The 19,842-nt window shown below is 39.4% G+C and carries 17 protein-coding genes and 3 tRNA genes; 1 reads left to right on the top strand and 19 read right to left on the bottom strand.

Annotated elements, in window-relative coordinates; translation table 11 throughout:
• Positions 1 to 299: 299 nt before the first annotated feature.
• The 14 genes from LKD20_RS05010 to LKD20_RS04945 form a co-directional block, all read right to left on the bottom strand.
• Positions 300 to 375, bottom strand: a tRNA-Lys gene (locus LKD20_RS05010).
• 4 nt (positions 376 to 379) lie between these two features.
• Positions 380 to 454 (bottom strand) — tRNA-Gln (locus tag LKD20_RS05005).
• A gap of 24 nt (positions 455 to 478) precedes the next feature.
• A tRNA-His gene (locus LKD20_RS05000) sits at positions 479 to 554 on the bottom strand.
• 217 nt (positions 555 to 771) lie between these two features.
• Complete coding sequence (gene speE / locus LKD20_RS04995) at positions 772 to 1,611, bottom strand: polyamine aminopropyltransferase (protein WP_227721065.1); 840 nt, start codon at positions 1,609 to 1,611, stop codon at positions 772 to 774.
• A gap of 82 nt (positions 1,612 to 1,693) precedes the next feature.
• Positions 1,694 to 2,323 carry a hypothetical protein gene (locus tag LKD20_RS04990; protein WP_105089630.1) on the bottom strand — a complete coding sequence of 210 codons (630 nt, stop codon included), beginning with the start codon at positions 2,321 to 2,323 and terminating at the stop codon, positions 1,694 to 1,696.
• 4 nt (positions 2,324 to 2,327) lie between these two features.
• Positions 2,328 to 2,762, bottom strand: coding sequence for a peptidylprolyl isomerase (locus tag LKD20_RS04985; protein WP_227721064.1), 435 nt, complete (start codon positions 2,760 to 2,762; stop codon positions 2,328 to 2,330).
• Positions 2,759 to 3,466 carry a tRNA threonylcarbamoyladenosine dehydratase gene (locus LKD20_RS04980; protein ID WP_227721063.1) on the bottom strand — a complete coding sequence of 236 codons (708 nt, stop codon included), beginning with the start codon at positions 3,464 to 3,466 and terminating at the stop codon, positions 2,759 to 2,761. The genes LKD20_RS04985 and LKD20_RS04980 overlap by 4 nt, the downstream gene beginning before the upstream one ends.
• Positions 3,466 to 3,840: a VOC family protein gene (locus LKD20_RS04975; RefSeq protein ID WP_004695332.1), complete on the bottom strand. Its 375-nt coding sequence runs from the start codon at positions 3,838 to 3,840 to the stop codon at positions 3,466 to 3,468. Before LKD20_RS04975 ends, LKD20_RS04980 begins: the two co-directional genes overlap by 1 nt.
• A gap of 79 nt (positions 3,841 to 3,919) precedes the next feature.
• Entirely contained in the window at positions 3,920 to 7,003 is a 3,084-nt protein-coding gene (locus tag LKD20_RS04970; RefSeq protein ID WP_227721062.1) for an SbcC/MukB-like Walker B domain-containing protein, read from the bottom strand.
• The gene (locus LKD20_RS04965; protein ID WP_227721061.1) at positions 7,004 to 8,374 is read right to left on the bottom strand and encodes an exonuclease SbcCD subunit D; all 1,371 of its coding nucleotides are present in this window, start codon (positions 8,372 to 8,374) and stop codon (positions 7,004 to 7,006) included.
• 86 nt (positions 8,375 to 8,460) lie between these two features.
• On the bottom strand, positions 8,461 to 9,297 hold the full coding sequence (locus tag LKD20_RS04960) for a deoxyribonuclease IV (RefSeq protein ID WP_227721060.1): 837 nt from the start codon (positions 9,295 to 9,297) through the stop codon (positions 8,461 to 8,463).
• Positions 9,298 to 9,466: 169 nt separating this feature from the next.
• The gene (locus tag LKD20_RS04955; RefSeq protein ID WP_227721059.1) at positions 9,467 to 9,886 is read right to left on the bottom strand and encodes a Fur family transcriptional regulator; all 420 of its coding nucleotides are present in this window, start codon (positions 9,884 to 9,886) and stop codon (positions 9,467 to 9,469) included.
• Positions 9,887 to 10,062: 176 nt separating this feature from the next.
• Complete coding sequence (gene cshA, locus LKD20_RS04950; protein ID WP_227721058.1) at positions 10,063 to 11,628, bottom strand: degradosome RNA helicase CshA; 1,566 nt, start codon at positions 11,626 to 11,628, stop codon at positions 10,063 to 10,065.
• Positions 11,629 to 11,739: 111 nt separating this feature from the next.
• Positions 11,740 to 12,132 (bottom strand): hypothetical protein, encoded by a 393-nt coding sequence (locus LKD20_RS04945; RefSeq protein ID WP_060924508.1) that lies wholly within the window; start codon positions 12,130 to 12,132, stop codon positions 11,740 to 11,742.
• Between the two features lie 287 nt (positions 12,133 to 12,419).
• Here LKD20_RS04945 and LKD20_RS04940 point away from each other — a divergent pair, with 287 nt between their 5' ends.
• Positions 12,420 to 12,995: a hypothetical protein gene (locus tag LKD20_RS04940; protein WP_060924509.1), complete on the top strand. Its 576-nt coding sequence runs from the start codon at positions 12,420 to 12,422 to the stop codon at positions 12,993 to 12,995.
• Between the two features lie 82 nt (positions 12,996 to 13,077).
• Here LKD20_RS04940 and LKD20_RS04935 read toward each other — a convergent pair whose 3' ends face one another.
• The 5 genes from LKD20_RS04935 to LKD20_RS04915 form a co-directional block, all read right to left on the bottom strand.
• Positions 13,078 to 14,145, bottom strand: a complete 1,068-nt coding sequence (locus LKD20_RS04935; protein WP_349226963.1) for a hypothetical protein — start codon at positions 14,143 to 14,145, stop codon at positions 13,078 to 13,080.
• A gap of 244 nt (positions 14,146 to 14,389) precedes the next feature.
• Positions 14,390 to 15,874: an aldehyde dehydrogenase family protein gene (locus LKD20_RS04930; protein ID WP_227721056.1), complete on the bottom strand. Its 1,485-nt coding sequence runs from the start codon at positions 15,872 to 15,874 to the stop codon at positions 14,390 to 14,392.
• 215 nt (positions 15,875 to 16,089) lie between these two features.
• Positions 16,090 to 18,369, bottom strand: a complete 2,280-nt coding sequence (locus LKD20_RS04925; protein WP_227721055.1) for a Tex family protein — start codon at positions 18,367 to 18,369, stop codon at positions 16,090 to 16,092.
• Positions 18,366 to 18,860 (bottom strand): dihydrofolate reductase, encoded by a 495-nt coding sequence (locus LKD20_RS04920; RefSeq protein ID WP_005385658.1) that lies wholly within the window; start codon positions 18,858 to 18,860, stop codon positions 18,366 to 18,368. Before LKD20_RS04920 ends, LKD20_RS04925 begins: the two co-directional genes overlap by 4 nt.
• 131 nt (positions 18,861 to 18,991) lie before the next feature.
• Positions 18,992 to 19,783, bottom strand: coding sequence for a thymidylate synthase (locus LKD20_RS04915; protein WP_129823877.1), 792 nt, complete (start codon positions 19,781 to 19,783; stop codon positions 18,992 to 18,994).
• Positions 19,784 to 19,842 lie beyond the last annotated feature (59 nt).

Here is a 19,842-nt window from a genome sequence, read left to right as displayed (position 1 = left end):
GTCGTTACATTTAAGTAACTTTGAATTATGGTTGGTTTTGACTATGTCAAAACCCGCACTCTGGCATATGTTCAATCGTATTGATTGATTACCTATCATTGTTCAGTTTTCAAAGATCTGTTACGTTAGTTCTAAGCCCTAACGACTTGTATAGTATATCAATCTAATCTTAAATCGTCAACCTCTTTTTCAAAGATTTTTTCAACTTATTTTTGATTGATTTTATACATACAATCATAACCAAATACTCTATGAATAGAGATAGAAAACTCACAAACCGAAGTTTGTGAGTTTTAATTTGGTGACTCACCCGCGACTCGAACGCGGGACACCCTGATTAAAAGTCAGGTGCTCTGCCAACTGAGCTAGTGAGTCATGTTGGCAGGGGTGGCTGGGATCGAACCAGCGCATAACGGAGTCAAAGTCCGTTGCCTTACCACTTGGCGACACCCCTACAGTGATTATGATGTGTAGGTTATGGGGTGAGTAGTGGGGATCGAACCCACGCGTAACGGAGCCACAATCCGCCGTGTTAACCGCTTCACCATACCCACCACCTTGTAGGTATCGAAGACGTTGTCTTCGTAACAAAGAGAATTATATCTGTTCTAGAGATTTGTGTCAACACCTTTTTCTCAATTTCATTTAACTTTTACAAATAAAATGAAAAAGTGTGTTATCCCTAATATAAACTCTTTCTCCTCATAAAAATAAGGAAGCACATTCATAAGTTATACCTTACGAATGGTGCTTCCCTATTATACATATTATTTACTTAGTTGGCAAATAGTTTTTTACAAAATTTGGCAAAGCAAAGGTAGCCTTTTGAATTTCAGCATTATAGTACTTAGTTTCAAAGTTTTGTTCACGATTTGGTGTCCATGTTAATGGGTCAAATGTTTTGGAACCCAATGTGAAGCAATGCATACCTGCAGGATAAATTGGAATAAATGCAGTATACAAACGCGCAATTGGGAAGTGATTATTTACATAACCAAATACCTTCTCTACGAGCGGTTGATGTAACATAGGAGATTCTGTTTGTTGTACAAATAAGCCATCTTTTTTAAGAGCTTTTAATGTATTCTTATAGAACTCTTCAGTAAATAAACCTTCACCAGGACCGATTGGGTCGGAGCAGTCTACAATAATTACATCATAGTAATCTTCTGCTTCTGCCATGAAACCAATGCCATCACCAATTTTTACAGTCAATTTAGGGTGGTTTTCAATCATAGCTTTAGCAATAGTTGGCAAATATTGTTTAGCAAGCTCCACGACTTTACCATCGATTTCAACCATTGTTACTTCTTTTACACAATCATGGCGTACACATTCTCTAGCTACGCCACCATCACCGCCACCGATGATCAATACACGTTCAGGATTTGGATGTAAAAACAATGGAACATGACTCATCATTTCATGGTATATAAACTCTTCACGCTCAGACGTTTGGAATACACCATCTAATGCGAGCATCGTACCGTACTCTTTTGATTTAAATACTTCAATTTTTTGGAACTCAGATTCACCAGAGTATAATAATTCTTCTGCTTCAGCGCTAAGACGTAAATGAGGAGTTTGTTCCTCTGTAATCCATTGACTCATGTAGTACCTCCTACTTTTATACTACAATACGCACCGCAGATGATTGCGATGCGTATGAATATTACGTTAAATGCTCTGTTTCTTAATCTTTACGACTAATATAACAGAAACCGCCACCTAAAATAGTGTCTTTCATCCAATTTGCTAACGAGAAATCACGGATTTCACCTTCATCAAAGATGCCACAACGAATATCATCGCCATCCATAAATATCTTGTGAATTGGAACCCAATGCCATGTATAAAGAGCTTTTTCTTTACCCTTATGACGATTCAAAAATGCTACAGGCACATCTTGCGCCAATGCATCATGAATAAACTGAGCTGCAGCCTCCACCTCTACACGAGATGCGCAGAACGGAGATACATTCAACATATGTACATCATAAGATAGGCCTTTATCCTCCAGTAAACGAGTAAGACCACGTTCCATCCATTGAGTCTTATAAACACCACCACCAAAGCGTGGCTTTACATATTTCCAAACTAAGTTCATCCGTTCTAAAGCAAGCGTTTGATCGGATGTGGTTTCCAGATCTAATAAGCCATCCCTAAACAGCGAATAACCCAATACTTGTGATGCCGATGTGGGGCCACAACCAGACAAGCGTTGCCACTCATCAGTGAACCATTCTTGGTCATACCCATATGATGTTTTACCATTTACATCAATATATAGCCATTCTGGATGTTTAATAGATACATCATTCATGAGATTAACCTTCGATTACGTCAACAGTTTCCATGATGGCACCTTGGTGAATACCATCAACAACGTCCATACCTTCGATTACTTTACCGAATACAGTGTGTACACCATCCAAGTGAGGTTGTGGTTCGTATACGATAAAGAATTGGCTACCGCCAGTATTAGGACCACGGTGAGCCATAGACAATGCACCACGTTCATGTTTATGTGGGTTGCCAATCAATTCATCTTTAATTGTGTAACCAGGGCCACCTGTACCATTGCCATTAGGGCAACCACCTTGAGCTACGAAGCCTGGGATTACACGGTGGAAACGAAGGCCATTATAGAAACCTTTGTTGATCAAGTCAATGAAGTTTTGTACTGTGCCAGGAGCTTCTTTATCAAATAATTCGATTACGATATCGCCGCCGTCAGCCATATGGATTTTTGCTTTTTTCATTGTTCAGGTACCTCCAAAATTGTACGCAACACATGTGCTGCTAATATAAAACCTGCCACTGGTGGCACAAAACTACATGTACCAGGGCTTGTTGCTTCGCCGCGGAACTGTGGTTTTGTTGGTTTTTCTGTAGAAAATAAAACTAATTGCTTTTTAATACCCCGTTTTTTGAGCTCCCGACGCATAACGCGCGCCAAAGGACATGTATGAGACTTATTGATATCAGCAATCATAAGTTTTTCAGGGTAAAAGCGATTACCGCCGCCCATACAAGAAATAACAGGGATGCTTTCACGTTGACACACCTCAATAATATTAAGTTTTGCCGTTACCATATCGATGGCATCGATTACATAATCAACGTTCAAGCTTTGAATAAATCCAGGGTAATTTTCCTCAGTATACATAATATCATGAGTTTCTATCACTACATCTGGATTAATAGAAAGTGCTCGTGCCTTTGCGACCTCTACCTTACGCTCTCCAATTGTGTCATGAGTCGTAATCATTTGGCGGTTTAAGTTACTAGGTGCAATAGAGTCGCCATCGATAAGAACGATGCGTCCCACACCAGCTCGAACTAGTGCCTCAAGGGCACCACCACCAACGCCGCCGACACCAAATAGAGCCACAGACGTATCTTTTAAGGTTTGAATTTTATCAGGACCAACCAGCCACTCTAAACGAGTTAACATATATTCCATTAGTATTTACCCGCTGGAATGATTTCTGTCCAATACCCGTCTGGATCGGCAATAAAGTAAATGCCCATGTCAGCATTTTCGTAAGCTACAACGCCCATCTCTTTATGCTTTTTTAGAGCTGCTTCGTAGTCATCTACATAAAATGCCAAATGGAATTCATTGTCCCCTAAATTATAAGGACGATCCCAGTCGCGCAACCATGTAAGTTCTAGTTCATGCGCTGTGTATGGACTTTTTAAATATACAAGAGTGAAAGCACCACTTGGATCTTCCAAACGGCGAGATTCCTCAAGTAATAAGGCCTCTTTATAGAATGCTAAACTCTTATCAAGATCCTTAACATTTATATTATTATGAGCAAATGAAAACTTCATAGGACCTCCTTAATTAATTCCAGTATGTTTTTGTAGGAATTCTCCTCTTTTAATAGTATCACATTTGACAATTCTATAGCTAGTTAATAACAAATTTTGCCGTACTACCATCGTCACCACGTGTGACCTCTAAGTGGGCCGGTATACGAGTCTTTAATTCAGGTACATGGGAAATCATGCCGATAAGACGACCTGACGATTGTAATTTCACCAGTGTTTCCATGGCGAGTTCCAATGTATCAGGATCAAGTGTACCAAAGCCTTCGTCGATAAACATTGTATCCATATGAATACCACCAGCATAACTTTGAATAACATCAGCAAGACCTAAGGCAAGTGCCATAGAGGCCAAGAATGTTTCACCACCAGATAAGGTATTCGCAGGTCTTGATTGACCTGTGAAAGCATCCATGACTGCCAAATCAAGGCCTTGTTTGCCCCGTCCACCACCTGTATAGTCAGAACGTTCCAAGGAATAACGATTACGGCTCATCGTTTGAAGCCGTAAATTAGCTGCATATACGACTTCATCTAAAATAGCTCCCAATACATAGCGCTCAAAGGTTACATTTTTAAACCCTTGTTCACCGCCATTTGCCAAGTCATTTAGGCGACTTAAGAAAGTCACTTCCTCACGGGCTTCTCCCATAGCTTGTTCAAGTGTTTCTAGAGAAACCAGTGTCGTTTCAATATGTTTCGTTTCTCTATCCCAAGCCGCAAGAGAACCCACTAAATCATCACGCTGTTCTACTGCTGCATCATATACTTCATTGGAAACCGTATCACTTGGCTTCACTACAGATTGAGCATGCTTCAATGCCGCATCATATACAGCTTGAGCTTTATTGAAAGCCTCGTCCAATGCATGTAGTTCAGTTCTAAACGTATCTAAAGCCTTATAATCATCCAACGCATCTATAAAGTCATCTTCAGATAAAGAAATCGATTGCAATGATTCTACATAGTCTTTATTGAGTACATCAAGATTTTTTTTGTCTTCCTGCACTTGGGCAAATAAGGTTTCTAGACGTCCCCGTTTAGCATTGAGCACTTCTCTAGCAGAATCTAGATTTGCTTTACAAACTTTCACCTGTTCATCGTAGTCTGCAAGCTCAGATACCAATGATTCTATCTCTTTATGCCATGCAGCTACATCCGTAGTTGGCAAACTTTCAGAAAGAGCATCAATTTTAGCCTGTACCGTACTAATCTGAACCTCTAAATTGTGCAAGTTATCAAGTAATTCCTTATGAGCCGTCTCCAGTTTCGCTAGTGTATCTTTAGCCGCACTAAGGTCCCCCTCAGTATTAGCTATAGTGTTGCTCAGTTGTTCAGTGTCGCTACGCAAGGTTGTAAGCTGTTCCATTTTGGATAACAAGTCATGTTGAATAGAAGCAAAAGCCTCTTCTGAAAAACTCTCAATAGATGACTTCAACTGAGAAACTTGGTCTTTAATTTGCTGATCTAACTCATGTAGACGAAGAGCTAACGTTTCTTTCTGACCAATTTCACTAGCTTGCTTTTGTAACTCAAGATCACGCACGGCACGAGCCTCTTCTATCTCCTCTTTAGTGGGATATAACTCAGGCTTGGCTGCCAACTGTGGATGCTCTGTAGAGCCGCATACTGGACAAGGTTCGTTATCTACGACTAAATGAACGAGTTCAAAGGCACGCCCTTCTGCCATCAAATGTTCTAACCGTTCAAGCTGCACCTTTGAATTCTTTACGAATTCATCAAGCGTAGCTAATGCCTTATCTTTAGCATCGATATCATTTTGAACCTTCTGTTTCTCAGCAACCAATTCAGAATATCGTTGCAAATGACTTAACTGTTCTTGGATACGAGAAATAGAGTCTAACGCTTTGCTATTACCTTGTAACTGCTGCCTGTCCGCAACTAACTTAGCCTCTAAATCAGCTACTGTCTTATGCTGTGCCTGTAACGCAGCTTCGCTTTTCTCACGGTCCTTTGTCAGTAAGTTACTCTTTAATGTGCTCAGTTCCTTATTTAGCACTGCTAACTCATTAAACTTTTCTGATTGCTGTTCCATTTGGGCAAGCGTAGTTCGCTTAGCTTGCATAGTTTCAGCTTGAGCTTCTAATACTGCATGAGCCTCTATACATTTAGACTCATATTGAGTTGCACTGTCTACATTTTTTTCAGCCTCTGAAAGTGACGTTTCCAAGGTTTTTAACACCGACTGCTTATCAGTAAACTGTTTATATAACTCAAAGCTTGGCGTTAAAGAAGTAAGGAACTGAACCTTTTCACGTAAGCTAGCACGCTCCGCTTCTCTGGCTTTCACGAGGTCTAATTTAGAGATAGCCTCTGCAAGAGATTGTTGTGCTTGGTTATATAAGGCCCACTCATTTCGCAACGTATTGAACTGCTCCACTACAGTTACAGCTTTATCACGCTCAATAACAAGAGCATCTCGGTGTGGCTCTCTATGTTTCAACAGATCTCGTACATGTTCAATGGTTAGTACGGGTATGTCTTCGTCATGTGGAATGGATTGCAGCAATGCATTCTGTTTTGTTAGATTTTCTTCAATCCCTGCTTTTGCGTCATCATAAGAAGCTTTTAGAGCATCTTGTAATCTTCGGTACAACTCGGTTCTAAAGAGTGTATGTAATAACTCCTCCCGTTCACTAGTGGAGGCTACTAGTAATTTTCGGAACTCCCCTTGCGGTAAAAGAACCACCTGTAAGAATTGATCCTTACGAAAGCCTATGATTCGTTGAACTGTATCGCGAATAGCCGCTGCAGAGGTAGCGATAACTTTCCACTCCCTATCTTTCATTTCGTAAACAGTAGCACTAGCATTCTGCTCACGCATACCTGTACCACGTTTCTTTGCAACCATTTGCTTTGGCAGTCTTTCAACACGGTACTGAGCATCACCGATAGCAAAGGAAAAATCTACCCGAGTCATACGATCAGGTTCTGCAAAGTCACTGCGAATTGCATCTGTTTTACGCACCTCTCCACTAGGCTCACCATATAAGGCATACACCATGGCATCTAGTATAGATGTTTTACCTGCCCCCGTAGGACCAGAGATGAGGAACATAGAATGGTCTTGAAGCTCGTTAAAGTCCAAGGTAACCGAGTCGCGGTATGGACCAAAGGCTTCTATAGTTAAAGATATAGGCTTCATTTAGTCCTCCTTTAGAATTCGGTCCCATACAGAGTTGATGTATTGTTGTTCTCGCTCTGTTAATGGTTCTTTCCATACAGTTTCGGCAAATTGGTTAAATAGTTGACGCTCGTTTAACTCTTTAAAGACTGCATCCCCCATGTCAGCCACAGGCGCTGCCACACGACCTGCTAGATCAATGGTCATACAGCGATGATAGACTTGGCGCAACTTAGCCATCCCATCCATAATAGGCATCGTATCTAGCAAACGGGCTTGCACATAATCATCTTTATGCTTAGCCTGTAATTTCTTATTGTTTAGCAGGTCTTCAAAATAGCCTTCCAATATCACAACATCGCGCTTCGCCTCTACAGGAATGGTACTAATATCAACCTTTCCCTTTGCATCCATGTCAATAATGGTGAAAGACTTCTTCTGCGTATGCTCATCAAAGGAATACTTTAAAGGTGATCCGCTATAGCGGATATAATCTGCCCCCATCCGTTGCGGGCCGTGCAAATGGCCAAGAGCTGTATAGTGAAAGTCCTTAAAAACTTGTGGGCTTACTTGTTCACTACCACCAATAGATAAGGTACGCTCAGATTCACATATTTCTCCGCCCATTACAAAGGCATGGCTAATGGCAATACTACGCATTCCCTTTGGCACTTGAGTCCGTAAATGGTTACTCCAAGCTTGATACATTTGGTCGTAATTATGTAGATTTAGAGTAGTCTCATTATTTCGGTCCAAATCTTGTGTTACTACGTCATTTGTTTCTACATCAGCTAAATTTGTATCTGCCATATCAACACTAGCAAACAAAGAATCCTCAATAATATCTACGGATGCTTTTTTAGATTTAGAACGCTTAGATTTTGCTTTAGTCTTAGTGTCTGCATCTATGGCATTCTCTAAACTTTGAATAGTTTGTAAAGAATTATTAGCAGAGCCTAGTCCTAATGCATCACCTATGCGACGAGGCTCGCTGAAAGGCATAGGGCAAATAGCCACCTTACCATCAGCGCCTTCAAACTCAAATGGTTGTAATGCGTGATGAGGGGAACCCCAAATATGAATGCCGGAACGACTTAACATAGAGCGGCCCACCTCAAGGCGTTCTGCTCCATCGTGATTACCACTTACTACAAAAAGTGGTACCTTATAATCCATAGCGAGACGGGTAATAATAGAGTCCCACAGCTCAATAGCTTCAATAGGTGGCACTGCTCTATCAAAAATATCCCCTGCTAGCAATATGCCATCGATTTTTTCATCCTTCAAAATAGAAAAGAACTGATTCTCCAACACATGAGCTTGGTCTTCGGTTAAGTACTGACCATAAAAAATACGTCCTAAATGCCAATCGGCAGTATGTAAAAAACGCATTTTAACCCCCTTTCCAGCTCTCCCTATATCTTATGTAAATGTAGCTATATAAATTATTATATAACTAAAACTACGTTTCAGCTTAATTATTGATTCTCTACAATAGAGCGCAACATAGCAATCTCTTTCGCATAGCCGTCTAATTCATTTGGCGTTTCCAAATAGAACGGCAAATTTGTCAATTTAGGATGTGTCACAATGCGAGCGATAGCATCGATACCAATATGGCCTTCCCCAATTTTTTCATGGCGATCCTTATGAGCACCCATAGGATTTTTAGAGTCATTTAAATGAATCGCTTTTAAACGGTCTAAGCCTACAATACGATCAAACTCGTCGATAACACCATCGAGATTATTGACAATATCATAACCACCTTCGTGAATGTGACATGTATCAACGCACACACCCATGTATTCTTTTAGTTTTACACCGTCGATAATGCGTGCAATCTCTTCAAATCGTGAACCAATTTCTGTGCCCTTGCCAGCCATTACTTCCAATAGAACTGTTGTCTTCATGCCAGGGAACAAAATTTCGTTCAAACATTCTACGATATATTCAATGCCTTGATCCACACCTTGCTTCACATGGCTGCCTGGGTGAAAGTTATACATTTGGCCTGGTAAATATTCCATGCGCTCTAAATCTTCCATCATGGATTGTTTAGCAAAGGCGCGTAAGTCTTCCTTTGCAGCACATGGATTATACGTATACGGTGCATGGGCTAACAAGGTGCCGAAGTTATGCTCTTTCATATATGCACCAAGACTATTCATATCCTCTAAATCGAGAGCTCGCATACCACCACCGCGAGGATTACGGGTAAAGTATTGGAAGGTATTACCACCAATTTTAGTAGCTTCCTTCCCCATATGTAAATAACCTTTGCTAATTGATAAATGACTGCCGATGACAAACATACTACTCCTTTATAATTCTATAATTTTATAATTTTATAATTCTAAAATACTTAACTCTAATATCTATTCTATTATGCTTACATCTATTCCAAAAGCCTAACGAATATAAGACATATATAACTAATATAACCCCTACCGTGAAGGAGCCCTTCGCGACAGGGGTTATGTATTAATGGCTTTCTTTTTTAGCACACTCAGGGCATACACCTTCAAAGATAATATGTTGACCTGTGATTTGATACTCGCTACCTTGATCAGCAATGGTTTTGATAGCTTGTAAGTCAATGCCCATCATATCCTCTACCTTATTACAACGAATGCAACGGATATGGGAATGAGCTTGTGTGTCCCAATCGTAATGAGCGCGCTCATCACCTACTTCTAAAATTTTTACAAGACCGATTTTTTCAAAAATCTCCATCGTCTTGTACACTGTTGCCAAGCTCATGCTTGGATGTTCAGGGCGCAACGTATGATACAACATTTCTGCTGTTGGATGATCATGATGACCACGCAAGGCATCATAAATCGCAATACGTTGTGGGGTTACTTTAAACCCTTGGCTACGCAGAATTTGTGCGATATCCATAATACTCTACTCTACCTTTCTCCACTTGGAAATCTATAAGGCATCGACCATTATCGGCCATTCACAAGAAATAATTATTATCTATTATAGCAGAATTCTCAACACTTATCAAGATAGATAGTATTAACTATTAAGTAATAAAAAATGTGGATTGCCCGCAAGCAATCCACATTCTATTAGTCTTTAAAGTAAGGTTTGAAACCTTCACCTTGATGACGAGGTTTTCTGTCACCACGTGGACGATCAGATTTACGATCATCTCTACGGCGGTCATCACGACGATCACTTCTACGATCATCGCGGTTGCGACGAGGGCGATCATCGCGACGACGATCTCCGTCACGGCGGCGATCACCATCTCTACGACGGTCACCACGGCGGCGGTCACCACGACCACCTTCACGACGACGGCGTACGCGTAATGGTTTTTCTTCTGTAATATTTACAGGAGTTGTATCTGGTTCTTTTGTTAATAATTTAAGAGCTGCTGCCAATAGTGTCACGGAATCTGTATCGTTTAACAATTCCTCTGCACTAGATTTGAATGGCGCTAATGCTTCTAAATTATCTGTCATTTCAACGAGGCTTTCAATTGCCAAACGTTGTTGACCTTCAAGAACTTCACCTAAGGAAGGTGCACGACGGCGTGCAATTTTACGTTTTGTTAAACGCTCGATAGCATGTAAATGCTCCATTTCACGAGGGATAACAAATGTGAAAGCTTGACCAGCTTTACCGGCACGACCTGTACGACCTACGCGGTGTGTGTAGCTTTCAGGATCTTGAGGCATATCATAATTATATACGTGAGATACACCAGAAATATCAAGACCACGAGCTGCCACATCAGTAGCCACGAGAATATCGATGGTACCTTCACGGAATTGACGAATTACGCTATCTCGTTTTTGTTGAGACAAATCGCCATGGATGCCTTCCGCCATGTAACCACGTTTCTTAAGACCTTCTGTTACTTCATCAACACGACGTTTTGTACGTGTGAAGATAATAGCAAGTTCAGGTGTTTGAATATCAAACAAGCGGCAAAGAACATCGAATTTTTGACGGTCTTGCACTTCGATATAATATTGTTCAATTAAGTCCATCGTAACTTGAGTCGGTTTCATACGAATCAATGTTGGCTCTGTCAAATATGTTTCAGCTAATTGTTGAATAGCTTTAGGCATAGTTGCGGAGAACAACAATGTTTGATGGTCTTCTGGGATAGCACCCAAGATTTTATTGATATCATCAACAAAGCCCATGTTTAACATTTCGTCGGCTTCGTCCAATACGACAACTTTCACATTGTCAAATTTAATAGAACCGCGATCCATATGGTCCATCAATCGGCCTGGAGTGGCAACGATGATTTGTGGGTTCTTTTTCAAGGCACGGAACTGACGATTAATATCTTGACCACCGTAAATAGGTAGTGCAGTGATATTCGTGTATTGAGCCATTTTGTTAAGCTCTTCAGCTACTTGGATAGCTAATTCTCGTGTAGGGGATAAAATAACTACTTGAACGTGACGCTCATTCCCGTCTACGCGTTCCAATACAGGCAAGCCAAATGCTGCTGTCTTACCAGTACCTGTTTGAGCTTGACCGATCATGTCTTTACCGCTCATGGCTACTGGGATAGCTTCCTGTTGAATTGGCGTAGGCTCTTCAAAGCCCATATCGTTTAACGCTCTTAGAACAGGTTCGCTAATCATTAATTGTTCAAATTTTTCTAACATCTAAATGTGTTTCCTCCTATCGCGCACGAATTATGCGCGTTAGAATAGTATATCATATTTCGAAAATGAGCGCTATTGAAAGAATTAATATTTTAGATATATAATTGCTATCTAAAATATTACATTCCTAAATGCATATGCAAGCACAATTATATAAAATAACACAGAAAATATAGCAATAAGACTCCGTTTAAAATATATACTCTCTCTCTTTTGACAAAATCCTGTAATCATTGTGAAAAGGGAAAAAATCAACCAAATACTACCATAATTCACTATAATTTTATAATCTTTATCTATTAAAAATTTAAGATTTAAGACCACTAAACTTATAATAGAAATTATAGATAAATACTTTGTTAGACTACCAAAAATTCTATGTTTTTTTATATATTCATATTTTTTATCAATTGGACGCTTACGAATCTCAAGTTTATATAACCCTATAGATGATGATATAGATATGAAAATCCAAAAATATCCTAACATTTCAAGTTTTTTCATTTTTTACCAGTCTCTTTTACAATACACTTTTAGATGTTCTTTATTATAGCATACGGCAGATCCACACTTATAAGATACTGATTTCCTATATTATGCACAAAAAAGGCACCTCATTGTTATAGTTTATTGGAGACTTGTATGGTATTAATCAACTATATAAGTAAAAATATGTTTTAGGTATAATATAATTAAAAGAACGTACTTCAAAATACCGCCAATAATTAAGCAATGCCTGTTAAGCAATTACGATTTAATGAACTTTCTAAAATAGTATAAAAGGAATACCAATGAAACCATTTACTCTTAAAAGATTTGTATTACTACCGTTGATTGTACTATCCCTCATACTAACAACGGGTTGTCATCTTCTCTCACATTACAGTGAAGAGGAAGTTCAACAATATATAAGTAAGAATTATCCTAACCTAACATATCACTTGGAGTCACAAAGGAACAATACATGGCAAGTCACCTTTGATAAGTATCCCCAAATACCAATTGAAATATCTGAAGTCTTGCACACCTCTGCACCTGTTGTACCACAAGTTGAGCGAATACTAATAACCAATATTCCGTTGATAACAGCATTTCCATTAATGAAAAACTATCTAACAGCAGAGGAGTTAACCTATGCCACATATGATACATCTTCTTTGTATATTGAAATGCCTATCCCCTATTCAGCCATACAAAATCAAGATGTACCAAACTTTTACAATCGTATGGATCAATTCTGCAAAGAATATGCTTCAACATATCCAGACTTCAAAGAAAAAATATATATTAGAGTCATCATAAAACCTGCTGATGGATCTGATGCACCGCAAGAATATAGAAGAATATTCCGCTTATCCCAATATTAATAAAAGAGGTACCCTCTAGTGTACCTCTTTTACGTATGAGACGACGTTATCATTTGATATTTTAGAATTATTATATGTAACATCATTTCATATTGTCATTAATCCTTATAACTCGTCTGAAGAAATCATATCCTCCATTTATATTATTGCCAATTACCATTTCACTATCTTGAAAGTATGGTGAAACAGGTAAATAGCCCCATAGAACGCCTAAGCCTCCACATATATTGCGGCCACCGTCTCCACCTTTATAGGAAAACACATCATTATCATATACAATTTCTCTACAATACGGATCGTCACCTATAACAAGGCCAAAAAAGTTTTCTTTTTCTAACGTATAATCTCCATCATTATCCATCCATTCCATATGCTTTAAATTCATAGAGAAATCTATATTGTTGCCCCATGGAAAGATAGTTCTACACCCCTTGCCAGCTAAATACTCCCACTCTCTTTGTGTAGGCAAAGAATATCTATTATCTTTTATATCCTGTAAAAGTTTCTTAAATGTTGTTTCTTCATAAAGTTTGCCACACCAATTGCTATCGTCTGTTTTATATAAACAAATGGTATTATGAATCATTATTTCAGAAAGACCCTCGCTTTCGGCTTTTTCTATCATCTGTTGCCACTCTTTATTTTGTCTGAGTGTCTCATCTGAAATAGGTATCCAACAAGTTTCACTATACTCTTTTTGTACCAACAATGGATGGATTACAAACTCATCTTCTTGAGTAAAATTATATTTAAAATACGTTTCTATGTTGGATAGTACCTCTTCATCTTCTAGTATTTCGCTAATCTTAGTTTGAACATCGTCTTCACTAAAGATTTCCTCTTCATATCCCTCGACAAATGGATAGGCAAGCTCCGCTAAATTTTCATCATTAAAAATATCCTGAAATGGTTTATTTTTAAAATCAAACCCTAACGTAACAGTATCTCCAGGAACAAATACAAAGTCTATACCATCATGTGAACGATATACCGCCGTATATGTGGATTTTCCAAAGGCAGTAAATTCTTTAAAGCATATTAATTCTAAATTATACATTTTCCCAATCTTATTTAATAATTCCATTCTATCGCTAGTAGATAACAAATCATATTGGGGATTATACAATTTTTTGATGGGAATAGGATTCATTAATTTCATACTCCTTATTTTTATCTAGTACAAATATTCTTCACTATGTATTTACTCTATTTACTTAAGTATTGACTTAGGGTTTGATTTTCTAATGGCCCTCTCTAAACAACACGATTTTATATGGCTACAATTATAGCATACTGTATCCTTTCACAGATAATAAGCTATTGTTAAGCACAAAAAAAGGCACCTCTTTAGAGGTGCCTCGTTGTTATAGTTTATTGGAGAGATTTATATTGTATTAATCTAAATTGTAGAATCCAGATGGTTTATCACTCAAGTTGATAATGATGTTTTTCATTTGAGTGTAGTGTTCAAGGATAACTTTGTGAGTTTCACGGCCGATACCAGATTGTTTGTAGCCACCGAATGGTGCGCCTGCTGGGATGGAGTTATATGTATTAACCCACATACGACCTGTTTCGATTGCACGAGCTACGCGGATGGCACGGTTAAGGTTTTGCGTAAATACGCCACCGCCAAGACCGTATAAGCTGTCATTAGCTTGTTCGATCACTTCTTCTTCGCTGTGGAATTTAATAACAACCGCTACAGGACCGAAGATTTCTTCGCGAGCTACGCGCATATCGTTTGTAGCGTCTACGATAAGTGTAGGTCTAATGAAGCAACCTTTACCAAGTTCGCCGTCAGTAACGCGTACACCACCAGCTGCAATGCGAGCGCCTTCTTCTTTAGCAAGTTCTACATAACTAAGTACTTTTTCAACTTGAGCTTCGTAAATCAAGGAGCCTAGTTGTGTAGATTCTTCCCAAGGCAAACCAACTTTTACCTTATCAAATAATGCGGAAAGTTCAGCTACGAATTTATCGTAAATTGTATCTTGTACGAAGATACGGGAACCTGCGCAGCATACTTGACCTTGGTTGAAGAGGATACCGAGCATTGCCCCATCAAGAGCTTGTTTCCAGTTTGCATCTTCAAAGAAGATATTCGCAGATTTACCACCTAATTCCAATGTAGCAGGAATCAAGCGTTCAGATGCTGCTTTATATACATCAAGACCTACTTCTGTAGAGCCTGTGAAAGCAAGTTTGCTGAAGCCAGGATGATCAAGGATATATTGACCAGATTTAGAGCCTTTACCAGTTACGATGTTCACAACGCCTGCTGGCAAGATGTCTTTCAAAATATCGCCTAATACTAAAAGGCTAAGGGATGTATGGCTAGAAGGTTTAATTACAACTGTACAACCTGCTGCAAGAGCTGGTGCCAATTTCCAAGCAGCCATTAGGAATGGGAAGTTCCAAGGCACAACTTGACCTACAACGCCAATTGGTTCACGTACGATGAGGCTCAATGTATTTTCGTCAAATACTTGAGCAGAGCCTTCTTCGGAACGAAGTACACCAGCGAAGTAACGGAAATGGTCAGCGCCAAGTGGAATATCTACATTCAAAGTTTCACGGATTGGTTTACCATTGTCATAAGTTTCAACTTGTGCCAAGTACTCTTTGTGCGCATCAATAGCGTCAGCAATTTTTAACAAGTAATCAGCCCGTTCTACTTGGGATACTTTTTTCCAAGTTTTGAAAGCTTCTGTTGCAGCGTCTACCGCTTTATCAACATCGTCCTTCGTAGCCTCTGCACAGATAGCAAGTTGTTCGCCATTAGCAGGGTTATATACATTGAATTCAGCACCGTCAGATGCCGGTACCCATTCATTATTAATCAAAAGTCCATATCGTTCTTTAAGGTTCAAGCTCATAGCATTACCTCCTATGTAGGAATATAGATTGAGGAAGATTTCCTCTGTGATTTCATCATACTCCTTATATCTAATTTTTTCAATCAGATATATTGTTTTCGATATATCACTTCTGCATTATTCTACATAGCTTTAAGCTATATAGAAAAACCGCACCCTCTAACACCATAGAGGATGCGGTTTTCTATATGATGACTTTAAGTCAATAATAGTTTTTACTTACGATTTTCATTATTACGATTATTATTTTGACGGCCACCGTTGTCACGATTATTATTTCGACGTTGACCATTATTATTTCTATTGCGGTTATTATCGTTGTTCTTTGGCTTTTCTGGTTGCAATGCTTTTACAGATAAACCGATACGATTACGTTTTACATCAACAGAAATGATTTGAGCTTCGATGATGTCGCCTACAGCCAGTACATCAGATGGATGTTGACGGCTATTACATAATTCACTGCGATGCAATAGACCATTAGTTTTAAGTCCAAAGTCTACAAAGGCACCGAAGTCAACTACGTTATGAACCGTACCTTTTACCACAGTGCCGACCTTGATATCTTCAAGGCTTACTACATGTTTTCTAGTAAGTGGTGCAGGCAAATCTTCACGAGGGTCACGACCTGGTTTTGCCAAAGCAGCTAGAATATCTCGTACAGTTGGTACACCCGCATCAAGTTTTGCGGCCATTTTCTCTGCATCAACGAGAGGTAACTTCACTTGTAACGCTTCTAACTGAGCCTTATCTTGCAAATCTTTTAAGGTAAAGCCTAATTCACCAATAATGCGTTCTGCCAATTCATAAGACTCAGGATGGACAGATGTATTATCTAGTGGATTTTTACCGTGTTGCAAGCGAAGGAAACCAGCACATTGTGTGAACGCTGCAGGACCTAGACGAGGTACTTTCAACAATTCTTTACGGCTTTTAAATACGCCATTCTCTTGACGGTATGCAACGATGTTCTTAGCCACCGTACTAGAAATACCTGCAATATGTTGCAAAATAGCTGGAGATGCTGTGTTAAGCTCTACCCCAACGTGGTTTACTACGGTTTCAACTACTTGATCTAAGGTATGTGTCAATTGTTTTTGATTGACGTCATGTTGATATTGACCTACACCGATAGATTTAGGATCAATTTTAACAGATTCAGCCAATGGATCTTGTACACGGCGCGCAATGGATACGGCGCCGCGAATTGTTACGTCTAAATCTGGTAATTCATCGATAGCCAATTTAGAAGCAGAATATACAGATGCACCTGCTTCATTGGTGATGATGTAGTGGCAATCTAATTTTTCCTCTTCAATCATGGTAGATGCAAACTGCTCTGTTTCATAGGATGCAGTACCATTACCAATAGATAAGAGAGTAACCTTAAACTTACGGATTTTATCTGCCAATACCTTTTGCGCTTCTTTGCGAAGCTTTTCACTATTAGTTAAATAGTAGGCACCATAATCTAGCACATTACCTTGTTGGTCGATGATAGCCATCTTACAACCTGTACGGTAACCAGGGTCAAGGCCCATGATAACATGACCTGCCAAAGGCGGTTGTAACAATAGATTTTTAAGGTTTACACCAAATACCTTGATAGCTTGTTCGTCCGCATTTTCCGTCAACTCATTACGGATATCACGCTCTAGAGCAGGGAAAATTAGACGTTTATACGCATCGGCTACTGCAGCCGCTTTATAGTCTGCGAAGATGGATTTTGGATTTTTCTCTAACCGTTGCACCATGTAAGCAACATAAGTATCACCTGGTACGGTAAGGGCTAATTTCAAAGCTCCTAATTTTTCACCGCGATTAACCGCCAAGATACGGTGAGACGGCATTTGTCGAACCGGTTCAGCATATTCTGCGTATTGCAAGAACTGTTGTTGTATCTCTTCATCACCAGTCAACTCAGCTTGAATAAAGCCTTCGTTCCACATCTTTTTACGCAAATATGCACGGAAGTCTGCACTATCACTAACAATTTCCGCTACGATATCTGATGCACCTTGAATAGCGTCCTCCGGTGTTGGCACCTCTTCCGTTACAAATTCTTTAGCGATCTCTAATGGATCGCCAGAGGTAACTGTATCGTTAAGGATCATTTCCGCTAACGGCTCTAATCCACGTTCACGGGCAATCATAGCACGGGTACGTTTCTTAGGACGATACGGTAAATAGAGATCCTCTAACTCTTGAAGCTTTGTTGCTGCTTCTAAGGACTTCATCAACTCGTCGGTCATCTTTTCTTGCTCTGTAATAGATGCAATGATTTCTTGGCGACGTGTTTCCAAGTTGCGCAGATATTTAATGCGTTCTTCAATGGTGCGCAATTGCTCATCTTGCAATTCGCCCGTTACCTCTTTACGGTAACGCGCAATAAATGGCACCGTATTGCCTTCGTCTAATAATTCTACGGCAGCTTGCACCTGCTTTGGCTTAACATTTAATTCACTGCCAATAATGGCAAACATTCTTTCACTCATTTAGATGCCTTTCTGCGATAGGTTACAAAACGATGAGGATATGTATTCTTCTCATCCACCACGCCGTCTACAACGGATTCAATGGTGAAAGCCTCCTCTGAGAACTCTGGGAAAAATGCATCCCCTTCAAATTCGTGGTCTACTTCTGTAATGTACATCGTATCCACGTAAGGCAAGAAAGCCTCGTATACTTGAGCACCGCCGATAACATAGGCCGCATCAAGAACACGCGCTGCTTCTGAAGCCGCCTCAGGACTATGGAAAATCTTAACTCCTTCTGGCGCATCAAAGCCCTTATCACGGGTAATCACCCAGTGCTCACGATTTGGCAACAAGAACGGCAAACTTTCAAAGGTCTTACGGCCCATAATGATGACATGACCTGTCGTTTTCTCTTTAAAGAATTTCAAATCATTCGGCAAGTGCCAAATCAAGGTATTATCTTTACCGATCACACGATTATGTGCTACGGCTACGATTAATGCTAACATACTGGCCTCTTTCGGTTAATGCTATATGGCAACAGTCATAAATTATGCTATTTAGCAATGTCTACGAACACAATACTATATAGCAACAGCCATACATATTATGCTATTTAACAATTGTCATGAATATAATGCTATACAGCAACAGTCATGGACAATTTACCTAGATGTTCATACCCGTCTAATGTAACGTCCTCTGGTGTGAAGTCATAGAAGTCTTTTACCTCAGGATTCACAATAATTTTTGGAGCTGGCAATGCTTGATCGCGACGTGCTAATTGCTCGCGCAATGCTTCTACATGGTTTTCATAGACATGAGCATTGTTGATAACATGAGTAAATTTACCAGGTTTAAGACCGGTAACTTGGGCAATCATGCATTGTAATGCTGCATATTGAGCTGTATTAAATGGAACGCCAAGGCCCATATCGCCACTACGTTGGATGAGCATGCAGTTTAAGTGTCCATCAGCTACGTCCCATAATGTTTCATACGCACATGGTTGCAATGCCATATCATCTAAATCTTCAATATTCCACAATGTAACAATCATACGGCGGCTATCCGGATCTTCCTTGATAGTCTTGATGAGCTTATCAAGTTGTTTGTACTTTGCAATTTGGTAACCATAAGCCTTACCAATAGTACCATCTTCACGCATCCACTCATCCCATACGCGCACGTTCATTTCTTGTAATTTACGTACATCGTTAGATTGCATTTGCCAAATCCATAACAATTCTTTTACCGCCGTTTTGAAAGCTACAAATTTTGTAGTCAAAATTGGAAATTCCTCTTGCAAGTCGAATTGCATAATTTGATGTGGCAATTTATAAGTTGCAACACCGGTACGATTTTGACCATACGTGCCGTGTTCTAAAATATTTTCAATAATACCGAGGTATTGTGTATCTGCTAGACTCATATGTCCCCCTAAATCTTATATATAACACGTCGAATAATACTAACTTTATATCTTACAAT

The sequence above is a fragment of the Veillonella fallax genome, assembly GCF_020687175.1.
Lineage (GTDB): Bacteria > Bacillota > Negativicutes > Veillonellales > Veillonellaceae > Veillonella > Veillonella fallax.
Note: the sequence above shows the minus strand (reverse complement) of the source record. Positions and strands in the feature narration are given on the sequence as shown.